The organism is Amycolatopsis sp. AA4, assembly GCF_002796545.1.
Taxonomy (GTDB): domain Bacteria; phylum Actinomycetota; class Actinomycetes; order Mycobacteriales; family Pseudonocardiaceae; genus Amycolatopsis.
Genome location: NZ_CP024894.1, coordinates 6037989 through 6060688, shown reverse-complemented (window position 1 = coordinate 6060688; position 22700 = coordinate 6037989). Strand labels below are relative to the sequence as shown.

The 22700-nt window shown below is 70.2% G+C and carries 20 protein-coding genes; 11 read left to right on the top strand and 9 right to left on the bottom strand.

What is annotated here, in order from left to right; all coding sequences use genetic code 11:
• Positions 1 to 63: 63 nt before the first annotated feature.
• The 3 genes from pip to lpdA all read left to right on the top strand — a co-directional run bounded on the left by pip (position 64) and on the right by lpdA (position 3900).
• On the top strand, positions 64 to 1482 hold the full coding sequence (pip, locus tag CU254_RS28045; RefSeq protein ID WP_009081472.1) for a prolyl aminopeptidase: 1419 nt from the start codon (positions 64 to 66) through the stop codon (positions 1480 to 1482).
• A gap of 55 nt (positions 1483 to 1537) precedes the next feature.
• On the top strand, positions 1538 to 2320 hold the full coding sequence (locus tag CU254_RS28040) for a 1-acyl-sn-glycerol-3-phosphate acyltransferase (protein ID WP_009081470.1): 783 nt from the start codon (positions 1538 to 1540) through the stop codon (positions 2318 to 2320).
• 194 nt (positions 2321 to 2514) lie between these two features.
• Positions 2515 to 3900 carry a dihydrolipoyl dehydrogenase gene (gene lpdA / locus CU254_RS28035; RefSeq protein WP_037715073.1) on the top strand — a complete coding sequence of 462 codons (1386 nt, stop codon included), beginning with the start codon at positions 2515 to 2517 and terminating at the stop codon, positions 3898 to 3900.
• On the opposite strand, the gene CU254_RS28030 is transcribed toward lpdA, so the two are convergent.
• Entirely contained in the window at positions 3890 to 4390 is a 501-nt protein-coding gene (locus CU254_RS28030; RefSeq protein WP_009081466.1) for a GNAT family N-acetyltransferase, read from the bottom strand. The two genes, lpdA and CU254_RS28030, sit on opposite strands and share 11 nt — an antisense overlap.
• A 37-nt stretch (positions 4391 to 4427) precedes the next feature.
• Entirely contained in the window at positions 4428 to 5621 is a 1194-nt protein-coding gene (locus tag CU254_RS28025) for an MFS transporter (RefSeq protein WP_037715070.1), read from the bottom strand.
• A gap of 163 nt (positions 5622 to 5784) precedes the next feature.
• Between CU254_RS28025 and CU254_RS28020 the strand changes: the two genes are divergently transcribed.
• Positions 5785 to 7686, top strand: a complete 1902-nt coding sequence (locus tag CU254_RS28020; RefSeq protein ID WP_009081462.1) for a S8 family serine peptidase — start codon at positions 5785 to 5787, stop codon at positions 7684 to 7686.
• 104 nt (positions 7687 to 7790) lie between these two features.
• Here the strand turns inward: CU254_RS28020 and CU254_RS28015 are convergent, their stop codons facing one another.
• Entirely contained in the window at positions 7791 to 8423 is a 633-nt protein-coding gene (locus tag CU254_RS28015; protein ID WP_009081460.1) for a class I SAM-dependent methyltransferase, read from the bottom strand.
• Positions 8424 to 8482: 59 nt separating this feature from the next.
• Between CU254_RS28015 and CU254_RS28010 the strand changes: the two genes are divergently transcribed.
• Entirely contained in the window at positions 8483 to 9220 is a 738-nt protein-coding gene (locus CU254_RS28010) for an SDR family oxidoreductase (protein WP_009081458.1), read from the top strand.
• On the opposite strand, the gene CU254_RS28005 is transcribed toward CU254_RS28010, so the two are convergent.
• Positions 9204 to 10235 carry an SDR family oxidoreductase gene (locus CU254_RS28005; RefSeq protein WP_037715068.1) on the bottom strand — a complete coding sequence of 344 codons (1032 nt, stop codon included), beginning with the start codon at positions 10233 to 10235 and terminating at the stop codon, positions 9204 to 9206. The genes CU254_RS28010 and CU254_RS28005 overlap by 17 nt on opposite strands.
• Positions 10236 to 10306: 71 nt before the next feature.
• On the opposite strand from CU254_RS28005, the gene CU254_RS28000 reads away from it, so the two are divergent.
• The gene (locus CU254_RS28000) at positions 10307 to 11185 is read left to right on the top strand and encodes a LysR family transcriptional regulator (protein ID WP_009081455.1); all 879 of its coding nucleotides are present in this window, start codon (positions 10307 to 10309) and stop codon (positions 11183 to 11185) included.
• On the opposite strand, the gene CU254_RS27995 is transcribed toward CU254_RS28000, so the two are convergent.
• A complete protein-coding gene (locus CU254_RS27995) occupies positions 11182 to 12651 on the bottom strand; it encodes an ABC transporter substrate-binding protein (RefSeq protein WP_009081453.1) in 1470 nt (489 codons plus the stop codon). The two genes, CU254_RS28000 and CU254_RS27995, sit on opposite strands and share 4 nt — an antisense overlap.
• 134 nt (positions 12652 to 12785) lie before the next feature.
• Here CU254_RS27995 and CU254_RS27990 point away from each other — a divergent pair, with 134 nt between their 5' ends.
• Positions 12786 to 14084: an LVIVD repeat-containing protein gene (locus tag CU254_RS27990; RefSeq protein ID WP_037715066.1), complete on the top strand. Its 1299-nt coding sequence runs from the start codon at positions 12786 to 12788 to the stop codon at positions 14082 to 14084.
• A 4-nt stretch (positions 14085 to 14088) separates the two neighbouring features.
• Here the strand turns inward: CU254_RS27990 and CU254_RS27985 are convergent, their stop codons facing one another.
• A complete protein-coding gene (locus CU254_RS27985) occupies positions 14089 to 14676 on the bottom strand; it encodes a TetR/AcrR family transcriptional regulator (protein WP_037718081.1) in 588 nt (195 codons plus the stop codon).
• A gap of 106 nt (positions 14677 to 14782) precedes the next feature.
• Between CU254_RS27985 and CU254_RS27980 the strand changes: the two genes are divergently transcribed.
• Positions 14783 to 15490 (top strand): SDR family NAD(P)-dependent oxidoreductase, encoded by a 708-nt coding sequence (locus CU254_RS27980; protein ID WP_009081449.1) that lies wholly within the window; start codon positions 14783 to 14785, stop codon positions 15488 to 15490.
• A 5-nt stretch (positions 15491 to 15495) separates the two neighbouring features.
• On the opposite strand, the gene CU254_RS27975 is transcribed toward CU254_RS27980, so the two are convergent.
• Positions 15496 to 15906 (bottom strand): hypothetical protein, encoded by a 411-nt coding sequence (locus CU254_RS27975; protein WP_009081446.1) that lies wholly within the window; start codon positions 15904 to 15906, stop codon positions 15496 to 15498.
• A complete protein-coding gene (locus CU254_RS27970; protein WP_009081444.1) occupies positions 15903 to 16826 on the bottom strand; it encodes a TetR/AcrR family transcriptional regulator C-terminal domain-containing protein in 924 nt (307 codons plus the stop codon). The genes CU254_RS27975 and CU254_RS27970 overlap by 4 nt, the downstream gene beginning before the upstream one ends.
• A gap of 117 nt (positions 16827 to 16943) precedes the next feature.
• On the opposite strand from CU254_RS27970, the gene CU254_RS27965 reads away from it, so the two are divergent.
• From CU254_RS27965 to CU254_RS27955, 3 genes are all read left to right on the top strand, one after another.
• Positions 16944 to 18005 (top strand): FAD-dependent oxidoreductase, encoded by a 1062-nt coding sequence (locus CU254_RS27965; protein WP_009081440.1) that lies wholly within the window; start codon positions 16944 to 16946, stop codon positions 18003 to 18005.
• 101 nt (positions 18006 to 18106) lie between these two features.
• A complete protein-coding gene (locus CU254_RS27960) occupies positions 18107 to 19069 on the top strand; it encodes an alpha/beta hydrolase fold domain-containing protein (protein ID WP_009081438.1) in 963 nt (320 codons plus the stop codon).
• A 22-nt stretch (positions 19070 to 19091) separates the two neighbouring features.
• Entirely contained in the window at positions 19092 to 20057 is a 966-nt protein-coding gene (locus tag CU254_RS27955; RefSeq protein WP_037715063.1) for a helix-turn-helix domain-containing protein, read from the top strand.
• Here CU254_RS27955 and CU254_RS27950 read toward each other — a convergent pair whose 3' ends face one another.
• Positions 20058 to 22655 carry a bifunctional FO biosynthesis protein CofGH gene (locus CU254_RS27950; protein ID WP_009081435.1) on the bottom strand — a complete coding sequence of 866 codons (2598 nt, stop codon included), beginning with the start codon at positions 22653 to 22655 and terminating at the stop codon, positions 20058 to 20060. It lies immediately after the preceding gene.
• Positions 22656 to 22700: the final 45 nt, after the last annotated feature.

The following is a 22700-nucleotide window of genomic DNA, read 5'->3' as shown; positions in this document are numbered from 1 at the left end:
GGGGTTCGCGCGTCCACAGTGGACCGCCAGCGGGAGGGCACCGAGGTCGGGCATAGTGGCTGCATGCTCGGTCTGTACCCGGAACTCGATCCGTACGACCACGGGATGCTGCCGGTCGGCGACGGCAACACGCTGTACTGGGAGGAATGCGGCAATCCCGAGGGCAAACCGGTCGCGTTCCTGCACGGCGGGCCCGGGGGCGGCGCGTCGGCGCGGCACCGGCGGCTGTTCGACCCGGAGCGCTACCGGATCGTGCTGTTCGACCAGCGCGGCTGCGGCCGGAGCACGCCGCACTGCAGCGAGCCGGACGTCGACCTGTCGGTGAACACGACCTGGCATCTGGTCTCCGACATGGAACAGCTGCGCGAGGACCGCGGCATCGACCGCTGGCAGCTGTTCGGCGGCTCGTGGGGGAGCGTGCTCGCGCTCGCCTACGCCGAGACCCATCCGGAGCGGGTGACCGAGCTGATCCTGCGCGGCGTCGCGACGCTCCGGCTCAAGGAAGTGCAGTGGCTCTTCGGCGGCGGCGCGGCGTGCCTGTTCCCGGAGGCGTGGTCGAGGTTCCTCGCGCCGGTGCCGTACGCGCGCCGCGGCGGGGACCTGCTCGAGGTGTACCACGAACTGCTGAATCACCCGGACCCGAACGTGCACGGGCCCGCCGCGCTCGCCTGGAGCCGGTGGGAGGGCGAAACCGTCAAGTTCACCCCGCAGGAAGAGGTGGTGGCCGCGTTCGCCGAGCCGGAGTTCGCGCTCGCGATCGCGCGGATCGAGAACCACTACTTCCGGCACGGCGGCTGGCTCGCCCCGGACCAGCTGATCCGCGGCGCCGGGAAGCTGTCGGGCATCCCGTGCGTTCTGGTGCAGGGCAGGTACGACGTGGTCACTCCCGCCACCACGGCCTGGGAACTCGCACAGGTGCTGCCGGGCGCCGAGCTCAAGATGATCGGCGACGCCGGGCACGCCTTCGACGAACCGGGCACGCTGCACGAGCTGATCAGCGCCACCGACCGGTTCGCGGCAGGGTGGGAGGGCAGGTCCGGGCTGTCGAGCGCGGAAGTCGAACGAAAGGAAATCCGCATGCTGTTCGGTGACGAGCACGTTCGCCGTTACGAGGAGACCGACGGGAAGGTCGGGCACGACTGGCAGGAGGGCGTGCCGACGCTGGTGCTCACCACGAAGGGCCGCAAGACGGGCCAGGACCGCAAGTTCGCCCTGATCTACCAGGAGGACAACGGCAACCCGGTGATCGTCGCCTCCAAGGGCGGCGCGCCGAACCACCCCGGCTGGTACCTGAACCTGCAGGAGAACCCCGAGGTCCGCGTGCAGGTGTGGGGCGACAAGTTCACCGCGCGCGCCCGGACCGCGACCGGCGAGGAACGCGCCCGGCTGTGGGACAAGCTCGCCGCGGTGTGGCCCGCCTACAACGACTACCAGAAGAAGACCGACCGCGAGATCCCCGTGGTGGTGCTCGAGCGGGTGTGATCCCCGCCGCGTCCAGGGCCCGCGCGGCGCCGAACCGGAGCGTCTTCCGCTACGAATGACGCTCATGGCGCTGCGCACCCGGACCCGGGACCACTGGACCCCGCTCGAAGGGGAGCTGCTCGGCTTCCGCGGCATGCAGAGGTACGGCAGGAGCTTCGCCCGCTCCGGCCGGGGCGCCTGGTACCACTTCGCGATCGAGGTGGTGTGGCAGCTGCTCGCCGTCACGAGCCGGTTCCGCGTGCGCGGCGCGCGGAACATCCCGGAATCGGGCGGGGTCGTGGTGGCCTCCAACCATCTGTCGAACGCCGACCCGACGACGCTCACCGCGTTCTGCCTCGGTTCCGGCCGGGTGCCGCGGTACCTCGCGAAGGCGAGCCTGTGGAACGCGCCGGTGATCAAGGCGGTGATGCGTTCGGGCAAGCACATCCCGGTCCACCGCGGCGCGCCGACCGCCGCGGGCGCGTACCGCGACGCCGTCGCCGCGGTGCGGGCTGGCGAGTGCCTGGCGGTCTTCCCGGAGGGCGGCTTCTCCGCCGACCCGGACGGCTGGCCGGCGAAGAACGGCAAGACCGGAGCCGCGCGCGTCGCGCTGGAGACCGGCGCGCCGGTGATCCCGGTCGCGAACTGGGGCACGCACGAACTGCTGCCCGCCGGCGCGTGGTTCCCGCGCGTCCTGCCGCGGCGGAAGATCGAGTTCGCCGCCGGGGAGCCGGTGGACCTCAGCGACCTGCGCGAGCGGGAACTGACCAGGGACGTGCTCCAGGAGGCCACGGCGCGGATCATGGCCGCGGTGACGGAGCTGCTGGCCGGGATCCGGGGCGAGCGCCCGCCGGCCTGACCGGCGGACTCCGCGGTACCGCCAGGCGAAGGCGCCACTGTGGACGATCCGGCCGCGCCGGAAGGAACCTCGGCGCGCACGGTCCGCGCAGTTCCGGCGAATTTTCCGGGAATCATCCGGCCGAGGATGCGCCCGAGCCGAAAGCGGGCGCCGTCACGCCGCCCCGCGCGGGCTCGGGAGGTAGTTTCAACGGTATGAGCGCAGACTATGACGTGGTGGTCCTCGGGGCCGGAGTCGGTGGGTACGTCGCGGCGATCCGGGCTTCGCAGCTGGGCCTGAGCGTGGCGGTCGTGGAAGAGAAGTACTGGGGCGGGGTGTGCCTCAACGTCGGCTGCATTCCTTCGAAGGCGCTGCTGCGCAACGCCGAGCTCGCGCACACGGTGAAGGAGGAGGCCAAGACCTACGGCATCTCCTCCGACGGGGAGATCCGGTTCGACTACACCGCGGCGTACGAGCGCAGCCGCAAGGTCGCGGACGGGCGCGTCAAGGGCGTGCACTTCCTGATGAAGAAGAACAAGATCACCGAGTACAACGGTCGCGGCACCTTCGTGGACGCCAACACCCTCGAGGTGAACGGCGAGCGGATCACCTTCACCTACGGCATCATCGCCACCGGTGCGACTGCGCGGCTGCTGCCGGGCACGCAGCGCAGCGAGCGCGTGGTCACCTACGAAAAGCAGATCCTGGAAAGCGAGCTGCCGGGCAGCATCGTGATCGCCGGGGCAGGCGCGATCGGCGTCGAGTTCGCGTACGTGCTGCGCAACTACGGCGTGGACGTGACGATCGTCGAGTTCCTCGACCGGATGGTGCCGCTCGAGGACGCCGAGGTGTCGGCCGAACTCGCGAAGCGCTACCGCAAGCTGGGGATCAAGGTGCTGCTGGGCACCAAGGTCGAGGCGATCGACGACTCGGGAGCCAAGGTGCTCGTGACCGTGTCGAAGGACGGCGAGCAGCAGGTGCTCGAGGCCGACAAGGTGTTGCAGGCCATCGGGTTCCGGCCGAACGTCGAGGGCTACGGCCTGGAGAACACCGGCGTCGAGCTGACCGAGCGCGGCGCGATCGCGATCGACGGCCGCGGCCGGACGAACGTGCCGCACCTGTTCGCGATCGGCGACGTGACGGCGAAGCTGATGCTGGCGCACGCGTCGGAGTCGATGGGCATCGTGGCGGCGGAGACGATCGCCGGCGCGGAGACCATGGAACTGGACTTCGTGATGATCCCGCGCGCGACGTACTGCCAGCCGCAGATCGCGAGCTTCGGCTGGACCGAGGAACAGGCGCGCGAGAAGGGCCTTGACGTCCAGGTGGCGAAGTTCCCGTTCACGGCCAACGGCAAGGCGCACGGCCTCGGCGACGCGGCGGGCTTCGTGAAGGTGCTGAGCGACGCGAAGTACGGCGAACTGCTCGGCGCGCACCTCATCGGCCCGGACGTGACGGAGCTGCTGCCGGAGCTGACGCTGGCGCAGCAGTGGGACCTTACGGTGCACGAGATTTCGCGCAACGTGCATGCGCACCCGACACTGGGCGAGGCGGTCAAGGAAGCGGTGCACGGACTGGCCGGTCATATGATCAACTTCTGATTCTTCGCCGGTCGCCCTGGCCCGCGGTGGTTTCGCGGGCCGGGGCGCTGTCGTTTCCGGGCAACGAGAACACCAGCTCCGGCCGGGACCACGAGATCCTCGGCGGCTTCGGCGGGACAGTCCCGACCTGCCGGGCTCCCATGGGTTCGTAGAACTTCACCGCGGGCGGATGCGACACCACGCGCACCTCGGTCAGCCCGTTTTCCCTTGCCGTATCGAGGATTCGCTGCACCAGCCGAGCGCCCATTCCGGTTCCCTGCGCTTCGTCCGCGACGAACAACAGGTCCAGTTCGGCATCGGCGAGCGCGGCGAATCCCACTGGTCCCGATGGCCCGCGCGCGACCAGAACCTGGTGCTGGCGAAGGTAATCCGGCGTGACGGCGTAGCCCTCCAGGATGGAGGCGTACCGGCCCTGGTAGGCCGAGGATGCGTGCATGAGGTCGGTGAGCGCGGCGGCGTCGGCAGCGGCCGCGCGGTCGATCTTGAACATGCCGGCCACGGTAACCGGCACCACCGACAAAAACTGATCACGCGCCCCGGCGGGCGGGCAACGCGGCGGCGCTGAGCAGACAAAGCACGGCGCCGATCCCCAGGGAAAACCGCACGCCGAGCAGCCCGGCCGCGATCCCGCCGAGGGTGATGAAAATCGGTTTGGCGGTACGGGTTCCGGTCGACCAGGCGGTGAGCGTCCGCGTCAGAACGGCGTCGTCGATGAGCGACAGGCGGTACGCCGAGTAGGTCGGGTTGAAGATGCCCGCCGCCAGCAACAGTCCGAAGTCGGCGGCGATCAGCAGGACGACTCCGGCCGGTCCGGGAAAGGCGAACGGAGCAGCGAGCAGCCACGGAGTGCGCGCGAAACTGGTCCACCGCAAGACTTTCCGCGCGCCATAACGAGAGCTGAGCAGCGGAGCGAGACGAGCGCCGAGCAGCCCGCCGAGACAGGGAACGCCCAGCACCAGCCCGTATTCCCACGGAGCAAACCGGAGATCCCGCAGCATCAGCACGGTTTGCAGCGGCGTCACCCAAAGGACCGCGCCGCTGAACAAGACCGAGTTGAAGAACAACGGCCGCAGTTCGGGACTGCGCAGGAGGAAACGCCAACCGTCGGTGAAGCCTCGCCGCGAATGGTCCGAAGCAACCGCAGGAGGCGGTTCCGGCGTACGCAAGCGGCGGATTCCGAGCGCGGACAGCAGAAACGAGAAAGCGTCGATGAGCATCGTCGCGGTCGCGCCCAGCCCGCTGATCAAAACCCCGCCCAACGGAGGTCCGGCGGACCAGCAGACCCAGTCGGTGCTTTCGAAGCGGCTCAACGCGACAGCCCGCTCGTCCGGCGCGACGAGGGCTTTGAGGTGTGCGCCGCTGGCGGCGGAGAAGATGACCGCGGCGGTGGCGACGACGATGTCGACCGCGTAGAGCTGCGGCATGGTCAGCACATGCAGCGCGGCCGCCACCGGCACGCTCGCCAGCGCGGCGCAGCGGACCAGGTCGCCGGTGATCATCGCGGGACGTTTCCGGGCGAATTCGACACGGGGTCCGAGCGGGAAGGCGAGTACCGCGCTGGCGGCCGCCGAGATGGCGGTGATCAGGGAAACCTGCCACGCCGGAGCGTCGAGCACGAGCACCGCGACCAGCCCGAGCGCGCCCGCGCCGACCGTGCTGCCCGCCGTGCTGATCGCGTACGCGGCCCACAGCCGCGCGAAGTCCCTCCCCAGGTTCGCCACGGGAGCAGAGTGCCAGCTCCGTTTCCGGCCGGGAAGTGCCCGGGGAAGTCTCACCAGGTGGGCCATTCGGACAGATACCACTTTGGTCGGTGGTCTTGGCCGCGGTCGCTCTTTACATTCACGTGACCACAGTGGGTGGCCGGGGGCGAGGACGGGAGTTGTCATGAGAAGAACGAGCCGGGTGACCGCGTATTCGGTGCCGCTCGCGGTCGGGGTGGTGCTCGCCGGGAGCGGGGTCGCCGTCGCGCAACCGTCGGCCGCGGACGTGGCCAACGCGCGCACCGGGGCCGGGATCAGCGCGTTGCAGGGCATCAAGAGGACCCTCACCCCGGCCGAGCAGAAGCAGTCCAGCCAGCTCGTCGTGGAGAAGCGCCTGCGGGCCGACCGCAAGCTCGCCGCGCTGCTGCCGGATTACCGCACCGGCCTGCCGGTCACCCAGGCCGGCACGGTGTCCGTGGACATCGCGGGCACGGCGGGCCCCGCGATCGCGAACGCCGTGCGCGCCGCGGGCGGCACTGTGCAGTCCACCTCGTCCAACGGCTCGGTTCGCGCCCAGCTGCCGCTCAACGCGGTCGACAAGATCGCGGCACGCGGTGACGTGCGCCAGGTCCAGCCCGCGACGCAGGCGATGACCTGGAACGAGCCGAACGAGCAGCGGCGGCAGCTGGCCAAGAAAGCCGTCACCGCCCTGCAGGTGTCCGAAGGGGACAAGACCCACGGCGCCGACACCGCGCGTACGCAATACGGCGTGGACGGCACCGGCGTGAAGGTCTGCGTGCTTTCCGACGGCGTCAACTCGCTGCAGAAGTCGCAGAACGCGGGCGAACTGCCCGCCGTCGACGTGCTGCCCGGCCAGGCCGGAAGCGGCGACGAGGGCACCGCGATGCTGGAGATCGTGCACGACCTCGCCCCGGGCGCGTCTCTCGGCTTCGCGACCGCGTTCACCAGCGAGTCGAGCTTCGCGGACAACATCCGCGCGCTGCGCACCACCGGCAAGTGCACCGTGATCGTCGACGACGTCGCGTACTTCGACGAGTCGCCGTTCCAGGACACGCAGGTCGCGCAGGCGGTCAACGACGTGACCGCGGCCGGCGCGCTCTACTTCTCCTCCGCGGGCAACTCCGGCAACCTCACCGACGGCACCAGCGGCTACTACGAGGGCGACTTCCGCTCGTCCGGCACCACGCTGCCGGGCGTCACCGGCACCCCGCACGACTTCGACCCGGGCAGCGGCGTGCAGACGACCGACCCGCTCTCGCCGGGCTCGCTCGGCAGGCCGGTGACCCTGTTCTGGTCGGACCCGTGGGGCCGCTCGGCCAACGACTACGACCTGTTCCTGCTCAACGCTTCCGGCAGCGTCGTCGCCTCCAGCGCGAACGCGCAGAACGGTTCGCAGAACCCGTACGAGAGCCTGACCGTGCCGACGTCGGGCTCGGGCTACCGCCTCGCGGTGGTCAAGTACAGCGGCGCGGACCGGTTCTTCGCGCTCAACGTGGTCCGCGGCCGGTTCGTCGACTCCGGTTCGCTCAAGGGCTTCAGCACCGCGGGCGTGACCTCGGGCCACTCGGCGGCAGCGGCGGCGTTCTCGGTGGCGGCGGCCCCGGCGGCGACCGCGTTCGGCCGTCCGCTGGAGACCGGCGACCCGGCGAACCCGGCCGGCCCGTACCCGGGCCTGTTCACCTCGGCCAGCAAGTGGGAGCGCTTCACCTCCGACGGCCAGCGGCACCTCTTCTACAACGCCGACGGCACCGAGCTGACCCCGGGCAACGTGTCCTCGACCGGCGGCGCGACCCGCGCGAAGCCGGACATCACCGCGGCTGACGGCGTGGCCACCTCGGTGACCGGCTTCCAGCCGTTCTTCGGCACGTCGGCGGCGGCCCCGCACGCGGCGGCGATCGCGGCGCTGCTGCTGTCCGGCAAGCCGTCCGCGACCCCGGCGGAGGTCCGCACGGCGCTGGTGTCGAGCGCGATCGACCTCGGCGCGCCCGGGTTCGACGCGGTGACCGGCAACGGCGTGATCATGGCCGGCCCGGCGCTGGCGGCGCTGGGCGTGCCGAAGAAGTAGCGGTTCCGCGCTCAAGACCAATGGTCCGTGAAGGGCTCCTTGCGGGAATCAGATTCCCGCAAGGAGCCCTTCACGGACTTCTGCGGAAGCGGGACCCGCCGTTTTCAGCGTCCGGCGATCAGCAGGTGGAAGGCTCGCGGCCCGTCGCCGAGCCGGTCGTGGCGGCGGAACTCGAGCCCCGCGTCCGTGAGCGCCTTCTCGATCTCTTCCGGCGGTCGCAGCCGGAAGCCGTGGCTGGTGAACGGCATCTCGCGCATCATCGCGGGGTCGCCGATGCCGACGACGAACCGGCCGCCGCCGGAGAGCACCCGCGCCACCTCGGCGAACGCGGGCGCGAGATCGGGCACGAAATAGACCGTGTTGACGGTCAACGCCGCGTCGATCGTCCCGTCTTCCAGCGGAAGCTCGGCCATGCCGGCTTGGTGCAGCACGAGCCGTCCGGCTGCGAGGTTCTTCGGGAACTTCCGCCGCGCGCGGGCGAGTGCCGTTTCGGAGATTTCCGCGCCGTGCACGGTGCCGCCTTCGGTCGCCCGCAGCAGCAGATCGAGACCGAGACCGCCGCCGAAACCCAGGTCCAGCGCGGTTTCGCCGCGACGGACCTCCAGTGCCTCGACCGCTCCGGTGACCGGTCCGCGGTTCACGTTGTTGAGCAGCCGGACAACAGCCTGCCCGGCCCGGCCGCGCGGATGGCCCAGCTGGTTGGCGAACCCGGCGAGCAGCCTGTCACGTGGTCCCATGCGCCCAGTGTGCCGCGATATGGCAACGTGCGCGCGAGCGGATTTTTGAGGAGGCGGAGATGTCCGACAAGACTGCTGTGGTCACCGGTGCCGGGTCCGGGCTGGGCCGCCGGATCGCCGGGGCGCTGCTCGGCGCCGGATACCGGGTCGCGCTCGCCGGACGTCGCGAGGACGCCTTGCGCGAGACGGCCGATTCTGACGCGAACGCGCTGGTCGTGCCCACGGACGTCGCCGACCCCGCGTCGGTGGAAGCGCTTTTCTCCGCGGTGCGCAGCGAATGGGGCCGCTTGGACCTGCTGGTGAACAACGCCGGGGTGTCGCTCGGCGGGACGGTCGCGGAGCTGTCCGTCGAGGACTGGCGGCGCACCGTGGACACGAACCTCACCGGGATGTTCCTGTGCGCGCAGCAGGCCGTGCGGATGATGCGCGACCAAGACCCGCGAGGCGGCCGGATCATCAACAACGGCTCGATCTCCGCGCACGCGCCGCGTCCGGCGAGCGTCGCCTACACCGCGACCAAGCACGCCGTCACCGGCCTCACCCGGTCGATCTCGCTCGACGGCCGCGCCTGGAACGTCGCGTGCGGGCAGATCGACATCGGCAACGCGGCCACCGAGATGACCGAACGGATGGCCGCGGGCATCCCGCAGGCCGACGGACGGCTCCTGGCCGAGCCGACCTTCGACGCGGGCCACGTCGCCGACGCGGTGCTCTACATGGCGGGATTGCCGCTGGACGCCAACGTCCAGTTCCTCACCATCACCGCCACCACGATGCCGTTCATCGGCCGGGGATGACGTGCTCGCGGCGGAACTCGTCGAAGAGCCGGTAGAACATCTGCTCGGTGTCCACATAGGAATGAAAACCGGCGCGGCGGGATTTCGACGTGTCCGCGAACATGTCGTAGTCCCACGAGAACACGAAGTCGCCGAAGGCCCACGAAGAGACGTTGGCGTACGAAGCAGTAAGGCCGTGCTTCGCCGCCATCTCGTCCCACAGCGGTTCCTTGTCGGCCATCACCGTGCTTAGCGGCAACTGTAGCGGCGGAGCGACTTCAAGGTCGAAGTACGCGGCCAGCTTCGGCCACAGCTCTCGCCAACGGAAGAGGTCACCGTTGGCGATGTTGAACGCTTCGTTGCGACTGGACGTCGCTGCCCACACTGTGCCCTCGGCGAGCAACTGCGCGTCCGTCATCTCCAGCAGGCTGTCGTACGCGCCGGGCTTGCCGGGAAAGCGCAGCGGCAGGCCGAGTTCCTTCGAGATCGAGGCGTACACCGCGATCACGAGCGCGAGGTTCATCGGGTTGCCTAGCGTCGTCCCGCCGACCACGGACGGCCGGATCGCCGACCACGACCAGCCTCCGGCGGCGGCCCGGCGTTCGAGGAACTTCTGCTGGTCCACATTGAATTCCGGTGGCATGTGCTGTCCGGCGTCGGCTTCGCGGGCCGGAGTCTTGAACGGGCCGAGGTGCGCGCCGTAGACCTTGTAGCCCTGCATCAGGCTGACGTGCTCCAGCGGGCCCTCGTCGAGGCCGTTCACCAGGTTCTCCAGCATCGCGACGTTCGGCGGCACGAGTTCCGCCCACGTCGGCCGGTCCTGGTAGGCCGCGTAGAACAGGTGCGTCGCGCCGACGCCGGCCAGCGCGTCCCGAGTGCCCGCCGGGTCGAGCAGGTCGACGGCGAGGCTGCCCGGTCCGCCGCGACGGGAGAGCCCGAGCACTTCCCAGCCGTCGAGAGTCCGCAGGTGAGAGACGAGTTTGCGGCCGATGATCCCGTTGGCCCCGGCCACGAGGGCCACGCGTGTGCTGCTCATGTCTCCGATCCTGGCCGCGAGGGACGGATGAGTCCAAGGCTTACTTCTCACGGCTTCGATAAACTGGGTTTATGACAAGCCTGCGGCAGCTCGAGTACCTGGTCACGGTGGTCGACACCGGTTCGTTCACCCGGGCGGCCGAGCAACTGCATGTGACGCAGCCCGCGCTGTCGCACCAGATGCGGGCGCTGGAGCACAGCGTCGGCGGGCCGTTGCTGGAACGGCTGCCGCGTTCGGTCCGGCTCACGCCGATGGGCCGCGCGATGCTGCCGCACGCCCGCGCCGCGCTCGCCGACGCCGAACGGGCCCGGTGCGCGGCCCGGCAAGCGTCCGGTCAGGTCGCCGGAGAGCTGCTGGTCGCCACGGTTTACTCGGTGAGTCTCGGGGTCCTGCCACCTGCGCTTCGGGTGTGGCGGCGCGAACGGCCGGACGTCGACGTGCGGCTTTTCGAGTACCGCCACGCCGACGAACTGCGGGACGCGATGCTCGCTGGGGAAGCGGATCTCGCCATCGGCCCGCGTCCGGCCGGGTGGACTGGCCCGGTGCGGACGCTGGGTACCGAAGAGTTCGTCGTCGTGCTCCCGGCCGACGGCGCTACGGAGTCCACTTCGGACGGTACGGTCGACCTGGCCGAGCTTGCCGACTGTGCGTGGGTGCACTACGCGCCTGGCCACGGCTTGGCGGAACTTCTCGATGGCGCTTGCGCGGAAGCCGGATTCCGGCCGAGGCCTGCGGTTCGCACGGAACAGACCGCCGCCGCACCGCTGCTCGCTGCGGCCGGGTTGGGGCCCGCGCTGGTCCCGGCGAACGTGCTGCCCGCGGAGTTCAGCGGCCGGGTTTTGCGCCCGGCCAAGGCAATCCGCCGCGAGTTGGTCGCTTACGGCCGTAGCGAACCGGACCCGTTGACGGCGGCCTTCGGCGAGGTGCTGACGCAGCACGCACGCGTTTAGTCGCGCAGTCGCGTCAGGTCGATTCCGGCGAACGGCGTCGTCACCGCGTCGTGGACCCGGGCGGACCAGACGGCGTGCCCGTGTCCGGTCCACAGCGGAATCGCCGGAAGATCGCGCAGGGCTTCGTTTTCCGCGACCCGGAACAGCTGCGCGGCTTCTTCCGGGGACGCGGTGGTCTCGGCGGAGGTGAGGTCGGCGGCGAACCCGGCGTCGGTGTAGCCGGCGGCGTCCGCGAGCGTGTGGAGGAGGTCGGCCGGGCTCGGCGAGACGGCTTTGACCTCCAGCGCGGACGGTCCGGTCGGCTTGCCGCCGGTGGCTTTGCGCTGTGCGGTGACCGGGATGCCGAGGGTCTTCGACAAGCCGTCCGCCAGCGCCTGCGGCCAGGTGCCGTCGAAACTGTCGTAGTACACCGAGGCTTCTCCGGTGAATCCTGCTTGGTCCAGCAGGGATTTCGCCGCCGGAGCGTCGAAAGTGCACGGACGGCAGCCCGCGGACCGCTCGCCGGGCGCGACCGCCGGCGGCAGCAATCCCTTCGCCGCGTCCGCCTGATGCGCGAGCGGTCCGGACTCCAGCGCGGCGCGGTCGGTGCCGAGCGCGAAGGCGTGCCGTACCGCCGGATCGGCGAATCGCGTTGCCTCGGCGGAAAACACCAGGTAGCCCGCGCGGGGAAGCGCCCACATCGCGTGCCGGCCGGCGAAATCGGTGTGCATCGCCTCGTGCCGCTCGCCCGGGACGGACGTGGCTACGTCGAGCTTGCCTTCTTTGACGTCGTCGTACTGCTCCGCCGGATTGCCGACGCGCAACTCGATTTCCTTGGCCCGCCCCGGATCCGGCGCGACCCGGACGAGCTTGCCGCCCGACCCGGACTGCCAGTCGCCCTCCAGCCGCAGCGGGCCGTTGCCGATCGGATGGCGGGCGAACCCGTTCCAGTCGCGTGATTTCAACACTGACGCGGGCAATGGCACGAGCCCGGGCGCGGACAGCCAGGCCGGGACCTGGTTCGACGGCCGGTCGAGCACGATCCGCAGCTGCTTCGCGTCGACTGCGGTGATCTCTTTGGCCCGCAACGACTTCGTGAGCACCGGCGTGCTGGCCCAGCGGTGCCCAGCGATCGCCTTCCAGGTGTCCACATAGGACTGCGCGGTGACCGGCGTGCCGTCGTGGAACTTCCCGGGCCGCAGCTGGACCGTCCAGGTCACCTGGTCGGCGCTGCTGATCGATTCCGCCGCGCGCGGGGTGACTTTTCCGCTGGCCGGATCGTAATCGGCGAGCGGCGTCCAGAGCGCGCCGGTGACGAGCCGCCCGGACGGATCGGTGACGTCGGCGGGCAGCAGCGTGCCGGGTTCGCCGAGGCCGACCGACAACACGCCGGGCCGAGCGGGTTCGGCCGACGACGAGCAAGCGGAGAGACCGGCCGCGAGGACGGCGGCGGCGAGCGTGAGCGGGACCAGCGGACGCGATCGCATGGTGTCTTACTACCAGGTGGAAAGCAACGAAAGGCGGTTGTGTCCGGTTAGGGACGGTCATAGAGTACTTCCGTCACACTGGGGTCTCCTGGAGGTTTCGCGTGCGCCGTGGGTGGATTCGTTCCGGATTGGCGATGGCGACGGCGGCGGCGACTCTCGTTGCCACCGGATTGCCCGCCGCGGCGTGCGAGGACGACAAGCCGGTCACCGAGGCGAAGCACAGCCTGGGCGACCCGGGCGCGGTCAAGGGCGTGGAGCCGGTCGGCAACGTGCCAGACGCGCAAGGAGCCATTTCGGCGAACTTCCTCAGCTACGGCAAACGCGACGTGATGGTCGTGTCCGGCCAGTTCGGCCTGAAGGTCTACGACCTCACCGAGAATCCGGCGAAGCCGCGCGCGATCGGCGAGCTGAGCCTGCCCGGGCTGTGGGAAACCGAGGACACCGAGGTCGACGCCAAGCGCAAGCTCGTGTTCCTGTCCCGGGATCCGCGCGCGTTCAAGGGCAACACGCACACCGGCGAGTCCGGGATCTACGTGGTCGACGTCGCGCATCCGGAGAAACCGGAGATCCTCAGCTACGTCAAGGTTCCGGCGGGCCACACCACCAGCTGCGTCGACGACTGCCGCTACCTCTGGACCGGCGGTCCGGCGAAGGCCGACAACCAGCCCGCGGACTGGGGCGGCCGGCCGATCTGGGTCACCGACGTGCGCAACCCGCGCGCCCCGAAGGTGCACCCGGATCCGATCGAACTCGCCCGCAACGACGGCAAAACCGACTACGTGCACGACGTTCAGGTGGACAAGATGGGCGTCGCGTGGGTGTCCGGCGCGGGCGGCGTGCGCGGGTACTGGACGTCCGGCTTCCATCGCGACCCGGTGGAGAACCGCTACCGCTTGGCGACCGCGCTCAAGCCGGTGCCGTACGCGGGCGGCGGAGTCTCGGAAACCGCTGCGCCGTCGAAGTTCCTGCACAACAGCTTCCACCCGGTCGGCTCCCGCGACGACGGCGCCTGGCGCGGCCACGACCTCGTGTACGCCACCGAGGAGAGCTTCCTCCCCGGCTGCGCGGGCGACGGCGTGCTGACCATCTCGTCGCTGGAAGGTTCGTACCAGGGCGAAGGCTGGCGGTCCACGCCGGAGAAGCCGTTCCGGATGCGCAGCATCGGCACCTGGGGCGTCGCCGGGCAGGAAGGCAGCGACCCGGTGTCCGACGACTGCTCGGCACACTACTTCGACGTGCGCGGGCACGTGCTGGTGCAGTCGTTTTACGCGCAGGGCACGCGATTCCTGGACGTGAGCGACCCGTCGAACCCGACCCAGATCGCGTACTTCCGCCCAGCGGACGCGGCTTCGTGGGCGCCGTACTGGCACGACGGGTACGCGTACGTGGCGGACAACAAGCGCGGGATCGACATTCTGAAGCTGACCGCCTAGCGGGTCAGCCGCGCACCGCGGCCAGACACTCGTCGTACAGGTCCATGATTTCGTCCTGGCCGTCGTTGACGACCCACGTCATCGACGCGGCGTCCAGGCACGCGAATGCCGTCGCGAGCACCGCGCGGGCCTTCGCCCCCTGATTGCCGGAAGCGTCCATCCGGGCCTCGACGAGCGGTAGCAGATTCTCCTGGAATCGCAGTCGTTTTTCGAGCCAGCCGGCGCGCAGCGAGGCCGTGTTGTGTAGGAGCCGGAACCGCTTCAACGCCTGGTCTCGGCTGTCGTGCAAGGCCAGTACGGCAGCGATCCCGGCGCGCAGGACCTCCCAGACGTCGGCGTCGGCGGGCTGTGCGCTGATCGTCTCCGTCAGGACCTGCCCGAACCGGTCTTGCCCGCCGCCGAGCAGGTCCTCCTTGGCGCCGAAGTAGCGGAAGAGGGTGCGCTGGGAGACGCCGGCCTCGCGAGCGATCTGGGCGATGGTCGTCTCGTCGTAGCCCTGCTCGGTGAAAAGCCGCAGCGCCGTCTCGAGGATCTCCTGGGAAGCCAGCTGCCGGGTCCGGTCCCACAGCGTCGCGGCCGCTTCCTGCTTCATGGCGACAGAATAGCGCATCACTGTCAGCCTGGCAGTCGCATAGGAGTTGGCAGTCGCTGCCAAATCGCCGTACGCTGCTCTTGGAACATCTGCAAAGGAGCGCAGCATGCGTGCAACCACGGCCTTGATCACCGGTGGAACGAGCGGAATCGGCAAGGCGACCGCCGAACTCCTCCACTCCCGCGGCTACCGCGTGATGGTCACCGGCCTCAGCAACGCCACCGAAATTCCCGAAGGCATCACGGCCGTCCGGGCCGACGCCCGGTCCCTGCCTGATCTCGACCACGCGATGGACCAGGCGCGCCAGCAACTCGGCTCCCTTGACCTGCTCTTCCTCAACGCCGGCGTCTCCCGCCCCGGCTCGCTCGAATCAACCGGCGAGGACGACTTCGACGCCCTCTTCGACATCAACGTCAAGGGCAATTTCTTCACCCTCCAGAAGGCGTTGCCGCTCCTCAACGAGGGGGCCTCGGTCGTGTTCACCGTGGGTGCCGGCGAAGGAGTCGGGGCCGCGATGACCGCGGCCAAGGGCGCTCTGCTGCCCCTCATGCGGTCCGTCGCGCTCGAACTCGCTCCCCGCCGCATCCGGGTCAACGCGGTCAGCCCGGGAATGATCGACACCCCGGTCTACGGCAAGCTGGGAGTCTCGCGGGAAATGCTCGGCTCCTGGGCGTCGGACGTACCGCTCGGCCGCATCGGTGCCCCCGCCGACATCGCCGAAGCCGTGGCCTTCCTCGCTTCGGACGCCGCGAGCTACATCACCGGCGACAACCTGACGGTCTCCGGCGGCATCGGCGTTCATGCCAACGCTTGACGAGCTCAGCGACCCGCCAGTTCGCGGAGGAACTGCCGCGCGGAGAAAGTGACCGTGTGCTCGGCGAATTCGTTGTCCGCCTCGTCTTCTTCCGGTACGCCGAAGTCTCGCCAGGTGACGAGATCGCCGCGGCGCGAAACTCTCGCCGCGATGGCACCGCACTCGATGTCCTCGCATTCGGGGCAGACATACAGCAGCACCCGCCCGTCCGGCGCGTCGCCCGGAGCCTCGCCGAGCACGCGGGCCAAACGTCGCGGATCGCGCGGGCCGTCGGTGGCGAGCACCGAGATCAGGTCCAGTTCGGTGTCGACCATGCTGCGGAGGCTGGCGCCGTCGACCTCGAAGTCGAGATACCGGCGCTCACGCTGATACTTCCGGCGCTCGCGGACCGTCGGGACCAGCCGGATGCGGTTCACGCCAGCCTCCCGGAAACCGTGCCGCCCACCGGATACCGGACCGCCAGCCCGTCCAGCAGCGCCTGCAGCCCGATCTCGAACAGATGGTCCAGATCCAAGTCGTAGCCCTCGGCAAGATCCCGCACCATCCGCGCCATCACCGGAAACCGCCCGGACCCGGTCAACGCGGCGTACCCCCGCGCCTGCGTCTCCATCCACTGGTCCTCGGTGATCCCGCTCGCGCCCACCGCGTGCCGTTCCCGTTCCAGATGGATCGCGGTGCCCTGGATGTGGTTGTAGAACAACACATTCAGATCGCAAAGATCAGCCGCGTTCAGCCTGAACACCGACAACGCGGCCAGTGCGCGTTCGTTGTGCGCGGCCAGATTCGGCAGCGGCCAAGGCCGGGTAAGCGGCACGAGATGTGCCAGCCACGGATGCCGCCGGTGCACGGACCACAGCGTGCGCGCCACCAGTTCCAGCTGCGCTCGCCATCCCTCCGGTTCCCGGGCGGGATAGCCGGTTTCGCCGTAGACGTGGTCGGCCATCAGGAAAACCAGTTCGTCCTTTCCGGACAGATACCGGTACGGAGCCATCGCCGGAACGCTCAGCCGCGCGGCGAGTCCGCGCATCGACAGCGCCGCGACGCCTTCCGCGTCAGCGATCGCGATCGCCGCGCGCACCAGCCGGTCCCGGGTCAACACCGGCCGCTTGGACTCGGACTCAGTGTGCTGACCAGCGACGACATGACCCGATCGCGGCTCGGCACGAAGCACGCCTTCACGACGCAGCACGTCGAGCGCCTTGGCAGCGGTGGCGTTCGCGACACCGTGCGCCGACGCCAGCTGACGCGTCGAAGGCACCTTCGCGCCCGGCGGCAACTGCGCGATCTCTTCCCGCAGCGCGGCGGCGATGCGGAGGTACGGCGGTTCGGGCGGCATCGACGTCCTGTCTGTACTAGGTCAGCGGGTCATCTGTACTAGGTCAGTTTTGGCGGCGGCACCCAGGTCAGGGCAGGTTCATCAGGGTAATCATGCACTGTACCGAGGGGTGAAGACATGCCTGAAGCACTGGTTTGCGGCGCGGGAGTCGCTGGATGCGCGTCGGCCTACTGGCTGCGCCGCAACGGCTACGACGTGACGGTCGTCGAGCGCGCCGACGGATTGCGCAGCGGAGGCCAGGCGATCGACATCCGCGGGGTCGCGCTGGACGTCGTCGAACGGATGGGCCTGGGGGAGCAGGTCCGCGCCGCGCGGACGCGGATGCGCGGGATGTCGATGCTCGACGCGTCCGGCAACGAAGTGTTCCGTTCCGAGGAGCACGTCTACAGCAGCGGCCGACTGGACAGCGCCGACATCGAGATCCTCCGCGACGACTTGGTCGAACTGCTGTACCACGCGGCCGACGCCGAGTTCCGCTTCGGCGACGAGATCACCGCGCTCGACGCCGAGTCCGGCCGGGTCGAGTTCGCCAACGCCGAGCCGCGCACGTTCGACCTGATCGTGGGCGCGGACGGCGCGCATTCGGCGGTCCGGCGGCTGGCGTTCGGCCCGGAGGACCAGTTCCGCCGCTACCTCGGCCAGTACCTGGCGATCTTCCCGGCGCCCAACACGGTCGGCCTCGAAGACTGGCAGATCTGGTTCCAGGGCGAGGGCGTCGGCGGCGCGGTCTACCCGGTGCCCGGCAACGAGGAGATCCGCGTGACGCTCGGCTTCGGCGAGCCGGAGTACCGCGAGATCCGGGACGTCGCGGAGCAGAAGAAGCTCGTCGCGGAACGGCTGAGCGGGGTCGGCGGCCCGGTGCCGGACCTGGTCAAAGCCATGGCGGACGCCGAGACCTTCTTCTTCGACGCGATGCTCCAGATCCGCCTCGACCGCTGGACGACCGGCCGGGTCGCCCTGGTCGGCGACGCCGGGTACTGCGCGTCCGTGCTGTCCGGACAGGGCACGAGCCTCGCCCTGGTCGGCGCGTACGTCCTGGCGGAATCGGTAGCGGACTACGAGACCCGGATGCGCCCCTTCGTCGAGCTGAACCAGGCGCTGGCCACGGAAAACGCCGCCGGACCCGCGTCGGAGGAATCGGTCGAACGGGCGAAGAACGCGATCAGCCTGAGCCGCTGACCCCGCCGCGTGGCGGGAGATTCCCGCCGTCCGGCTGCCCCGGTCCGGGCCGCGGGCGGCAAGGATGGGGCCAGCACCCCGATCCCTAGGAGGCCCCCGCGATGACCGCCTATCCGCCGCTCCCGTTCGACCCCGAACTCGCCGCGGCGCTCGAGGTGCTCGCCGCCGAGCGTCCGCCGATCAAGACGCTCGAGTCGATCCCGGCGGTGCGCGCGGCCGCGGCGAAGCGGCAGGTCTCGCTGGACGAGATCACTGCCGACGGCGCCCTCGAAGTGTCCGAAGTGGACGCCGAGGGCCCGCGCGGCCCGATCCCGCTGATCGTCGCGCGGCCGGCCGGAGCGGTCGACGTGCCGGTGCTGTACTGGCTGCACGGCGGCGGCATGATCATCGGCGGCCACAAGGGCGGCGACCTGTACTTCCTCAAGGAGTACGCGACCGAACTCGGCCTCGGCTTCGTCTGCGTCGACTACCGGGTCGCGCCCGAACACCCGCATCCGGCCCCGGTCGAGGACTGCTACGCCGGCCTGGAATGGACGGTCAAGCACGCCGCCGAGTACGGCTTCGACGCCTCCCGCGTCGTGATCGGCGGCGCGAGCGCGGGCGGCGGGCTCGCGGCGGGAACGGCGTTGCTCGCCCGCGACCGGGGCGGCCCGGAATTGCTCGGCCAGCTGCTCGTGTACCCGATGCTCGACGACCGCAACGACTCGCCGTCGGCGATCCAGATGGCGGAGATGGGCAGCTGGGACCGCACGGCGAACCACGTCGGCTGGACCGCACTGCTCGGCGACGCTCGCGGCGGCCCGGACGTCTCGCCGTACGCCGCGCCCGCCCGCGCCGAAGACCTGTCCGGCCTCCCGCCCGCGTTCCTCGACATCGGCAGCACCGAGACCTTCCGCGACGAGGTCATCGCCTACGCGAACCGGCTGTGGCTGTCCGGAGTGCAGGCGGAACTGCACGTCTGGCCCGGCGCTTTCCACGGCTTCGACGGTTCGGCCCCGCAGGCGGCGCTGTCGCAGCAGGCCCGCGCCGCGCGGACGCCGTGGCTGCGGCGGCTGCTCGGCTGAACCGGCGAGCGATGATGGACCGATGAGGGAGCTGGTCACCCATCTGAGCGCGCTCGATCCCGGCGCCGCCGAGACGGTCAAGGTCATCGCGTACTTCGACCGGCTGGTCGAGGGCCGCGCCGGGCTGGAGCCGATCGTGCGCGGGGCAGCGGTGCTGTCCGGCTGTCCCGCGCGGCTGGCCGACGACGAACGGCGAGTGCGCGTCCGCGTCGAACCGGACGGACGCGTCGTGCCGTCGGCCGAACCGCCCGATCCGGAGTGGCCGTCGGCTCCGGTGCGTCCGGACGGGCCGGTCGCGCTGTGGCTGGAACGGCCTGGTCCGGCGAGTCCGGTGGACGCGATGGTGCTGGAGCGCGCGTCCGCGGCGGCGCGAGCGGTGCTGGACCGCACGCGCGGCCGGGTCGTCGATCCGGCGTCGGTCGAGGTGGTGCTCGACGCCTCAGCCGACGAGCGAACCCGCCTCCGCGCCGCGCATCGCCTGGGGCTCGGCACGACCGCGCGCGCCGTGGTGACCGACGCGGTCCCGCTGGTCGTCCCTCCACAATGGACTCCACCGGAACGCGCGCGGGTGGGGCTGGGCACTGTAGTGAACCTGGTCGACTTACCGCTGTCTGGCGCGCAAGCCCGAACCGCTTTCCGGTTCACCGCGACCGAAGACGACCCCGGACCGTCCGTTGTGGACTACGCGGAACTCGGCGGCCTGGCCGTGCTCGCCGACGCGGTCGGACCCCGCAGCAAACCGGTCGCGGACGTCACCAGTCTGGAGAACGCCCGCACGGCGGCCCCGTGGGTATTGCCCACGCTGGTCGCCGTAGCGGGCGCTCCGAGTCTGCGCGCCGCCGCGAACACGCTGGTAGTGCACCATTCGACCCTGCAGGAGCGCCTGGCCCACGCCGAAGCGCTGCTCGGCTGGCCAGTGCGCGATCCCGCGGGCCGCTTGCGGTTGCAGCTGGCTATCGCGCTGTGGCGGCTGCACCGCACCGGCTGATCACGGCGTGAGCAGCGGCAGCAACGGCTTCCGCACCGCGGTCGCGACCCCGTCCGACGCCTGCGCCGCGGCGATCCGCTCGTCGCTCGGCGTGCCGTAGGACGTGGTCCGCTGCCGCAGCGGACGCCCGAGCGGCTCGACCATCGCGCGCATGTCGCTGATCGTCTTGTACGACCCGTTCGCCGCGCCCGCCATCCGGCTGATCGTCTCCTCCATCAGCGTGCCGCCGATGTCGTTGACGCCGCCCTGCAGCACCGCCCGGCTGCCTTCCTCGCCGAGCTTCACCCAGGAACTCTGGATGTTGTCGAACGTGCCGTGCAGCAGCAGCCGGGACAGCGCGTGCACCGCCCGGTTTTCGCGCAGCGTGGTGCCCGCGCGGGCGAGCCCGGCCAGGTAGATCGGCGAGCTCTGGTGGATGAACGGCAGCAGCACGAACTCGCTGAACCCGCGCCGCCCGTTGCGCTCCACGCCCTCGCGCTGCAGCTTGGCCAGCAGCTTGAGGTGCCCGACCCAGTGGCTCGGGTTGTCCACGTGGCCGTACATCATCGTCGCCGTGGTCGGCAGCCCGATGTCGTGCGCGGTGGTGACCACCTCGATCCACGCGTCCGTCGGCAGTTTGCCCTTGGTGAGCACCCACCGGACGTCGTCGTCGAGGATTTCCGCCGCGGTGCCCGGCAAGGAATCCACTCCGGACTCCTTCGCCCGGATGAGGAAGTCGCGAATGGACAGGTTGGTCCGCGACGCGCCGTTCACGACCTCCATCGGGCTGAACGAGTGCAGGTGGATGTCCGGCTGCCGCCGCTTCACCTCGGCCGCGAGGTCGAAGTACGCGGTGCCCGGCAGATCCGGGTGGATCCCGCCCTGCATGCAGATCTCGGTCGCGCCCGCGGCCCACGCCTCGTCGACGCGGTCGCCGACCTGCTCCAGCGACAGCGTGTACGCGTCCGCGTCGGTCTTCCGCTGCGCGAAGGCACAGAACCGGCAGCCGGTGTAGCAGACGTTGGTGAAGTTGATGTTCCGCGTGACGACGAAGGTGATGTCGTCCCCGACGACCTCGCGCCGCAGGTCGTCGGCCAGTTTCGTGAGCGCGTCCAGCTCCGGCCCGTCCGCGTGCAGCAGCGCGAGCGCGGCGTCGTCGGACAGCCCGGCGGGGTCCTTTTCCGCGCTGCGCAACGCGTCCCGGATGTCGGTGTCGAACCGCTGCGGCCCGGTCTTGATCTTGCGGCCGATCTCTTTCCAGTCGCCGTAGACCGAATCGAAGTCGCCTCGCCGGTCCTCGGTGCGTCCGGTGGTGTCGATCTCGGTGTGCAGGTCGGTGCGGCCGGATTCCTCCCAGCCGCCGTCCGGTTCCTGCCACGGGATCCCGACCGGCAGCGCGCCGTCGCGGGCCAGCCCGGTCTCGGCGTCGACCAGCGCCGCGACGTGCCGCGTGACGCGCGGGTCGAGCCACGGCTGGCCGCGCTTCACGTACTCCGGGTAGATGGTCAGCCGCTCGCGCAGCGCGAACCCGGCCTTCTCGGTCTGCCGGGCCAGCAGGTCGATCTGCGGCCACGCGCGTTCCGGGTTCACGTGGTCGGGGGTGAGCGGCGAAACGCCGCCCCAGTCGTCGATGCCCGCGCGGATCATCAGGTCGTACTGGTCGCCGATGAGGTTCGGCGGCGCCTGGATGCGCATCCGCGGCCCGAGCACGAGCCGGGCCACGGCGATGTTCGCGGCCAGTTCTTCGAGGTCGGCGTCCGGGGTCGCGCGCATCTTCGTGTCCGGCTTGGCCCGGAAGTTCTGCACGATGACTTCCTGGATGCCGCCGTACTCGCGCGCGGTCTTGCGGATCGCGAACAGCGCGTCGGCGCGTTCCTCGTGCGTCTCGCCAATACCGATCAGCACGCCGGTGGTGAACGGCACCGAGCTGCGGCCGGCGTCCTCCAGCACGCGCAGCCGGACCTCGGGATCCTTGTCCGGCGAACCGTAATGCGGCCCGCCCTTCTCGCTCCACAGCCGGCGCGCGGTGGTCTCCAGCATCATGCCCATCGAGGGCGCGACCGGCTTGAGCCGCTGGAAGTCCTGCCAGGACAGGACACCCGGGTTGAGGTGCGGCAGCAGACCGGTCTCCTCGAGCACCCGGATCGCCATCGCGCGGACGTAGGACAGCGTGTCGTCGTAGCCGTGCGCGTCCAGCCAGTCGCGCGCGGCCTTCCAGCGGTCCTCCGGCCGGTCGCCGAGCGTGAACAGGGCTTCCTTGCAGCCCATCTCGGCGCCCTTGCGGGCGATGTCGAGGACCTCGTCCGGCGACAGGAACGGCGATTCGAGCCTGCCCGGGACGGTGACGAAGGTGCAGTACCCGCACCGGTCCCGGCACAGCCGGGTCAGCGGGATGAACACCTTGCGGCTGTAGGTGATGATCCCCGCGCGACCGGCTTCTTCGAGGCCCGCGTCGCGGATGCGGGAGGCGTGTTCGGACAAAGTCTTGAGGTCGTCGCCGCGGGCGTGCAGCAGCACGGCCGCCTCGGCGACGTCGAGCGTCTTCCCGTCTCGCGCGCGGGCGAGCGCACGGCGCATGGCCGACGGGGTGGGCGTGGTCACGCCAGCTTCGGGCTCCATTCCCGCCACGCTAGGACCCGGCCGCCGCGACCAGCCAGCTCTTAG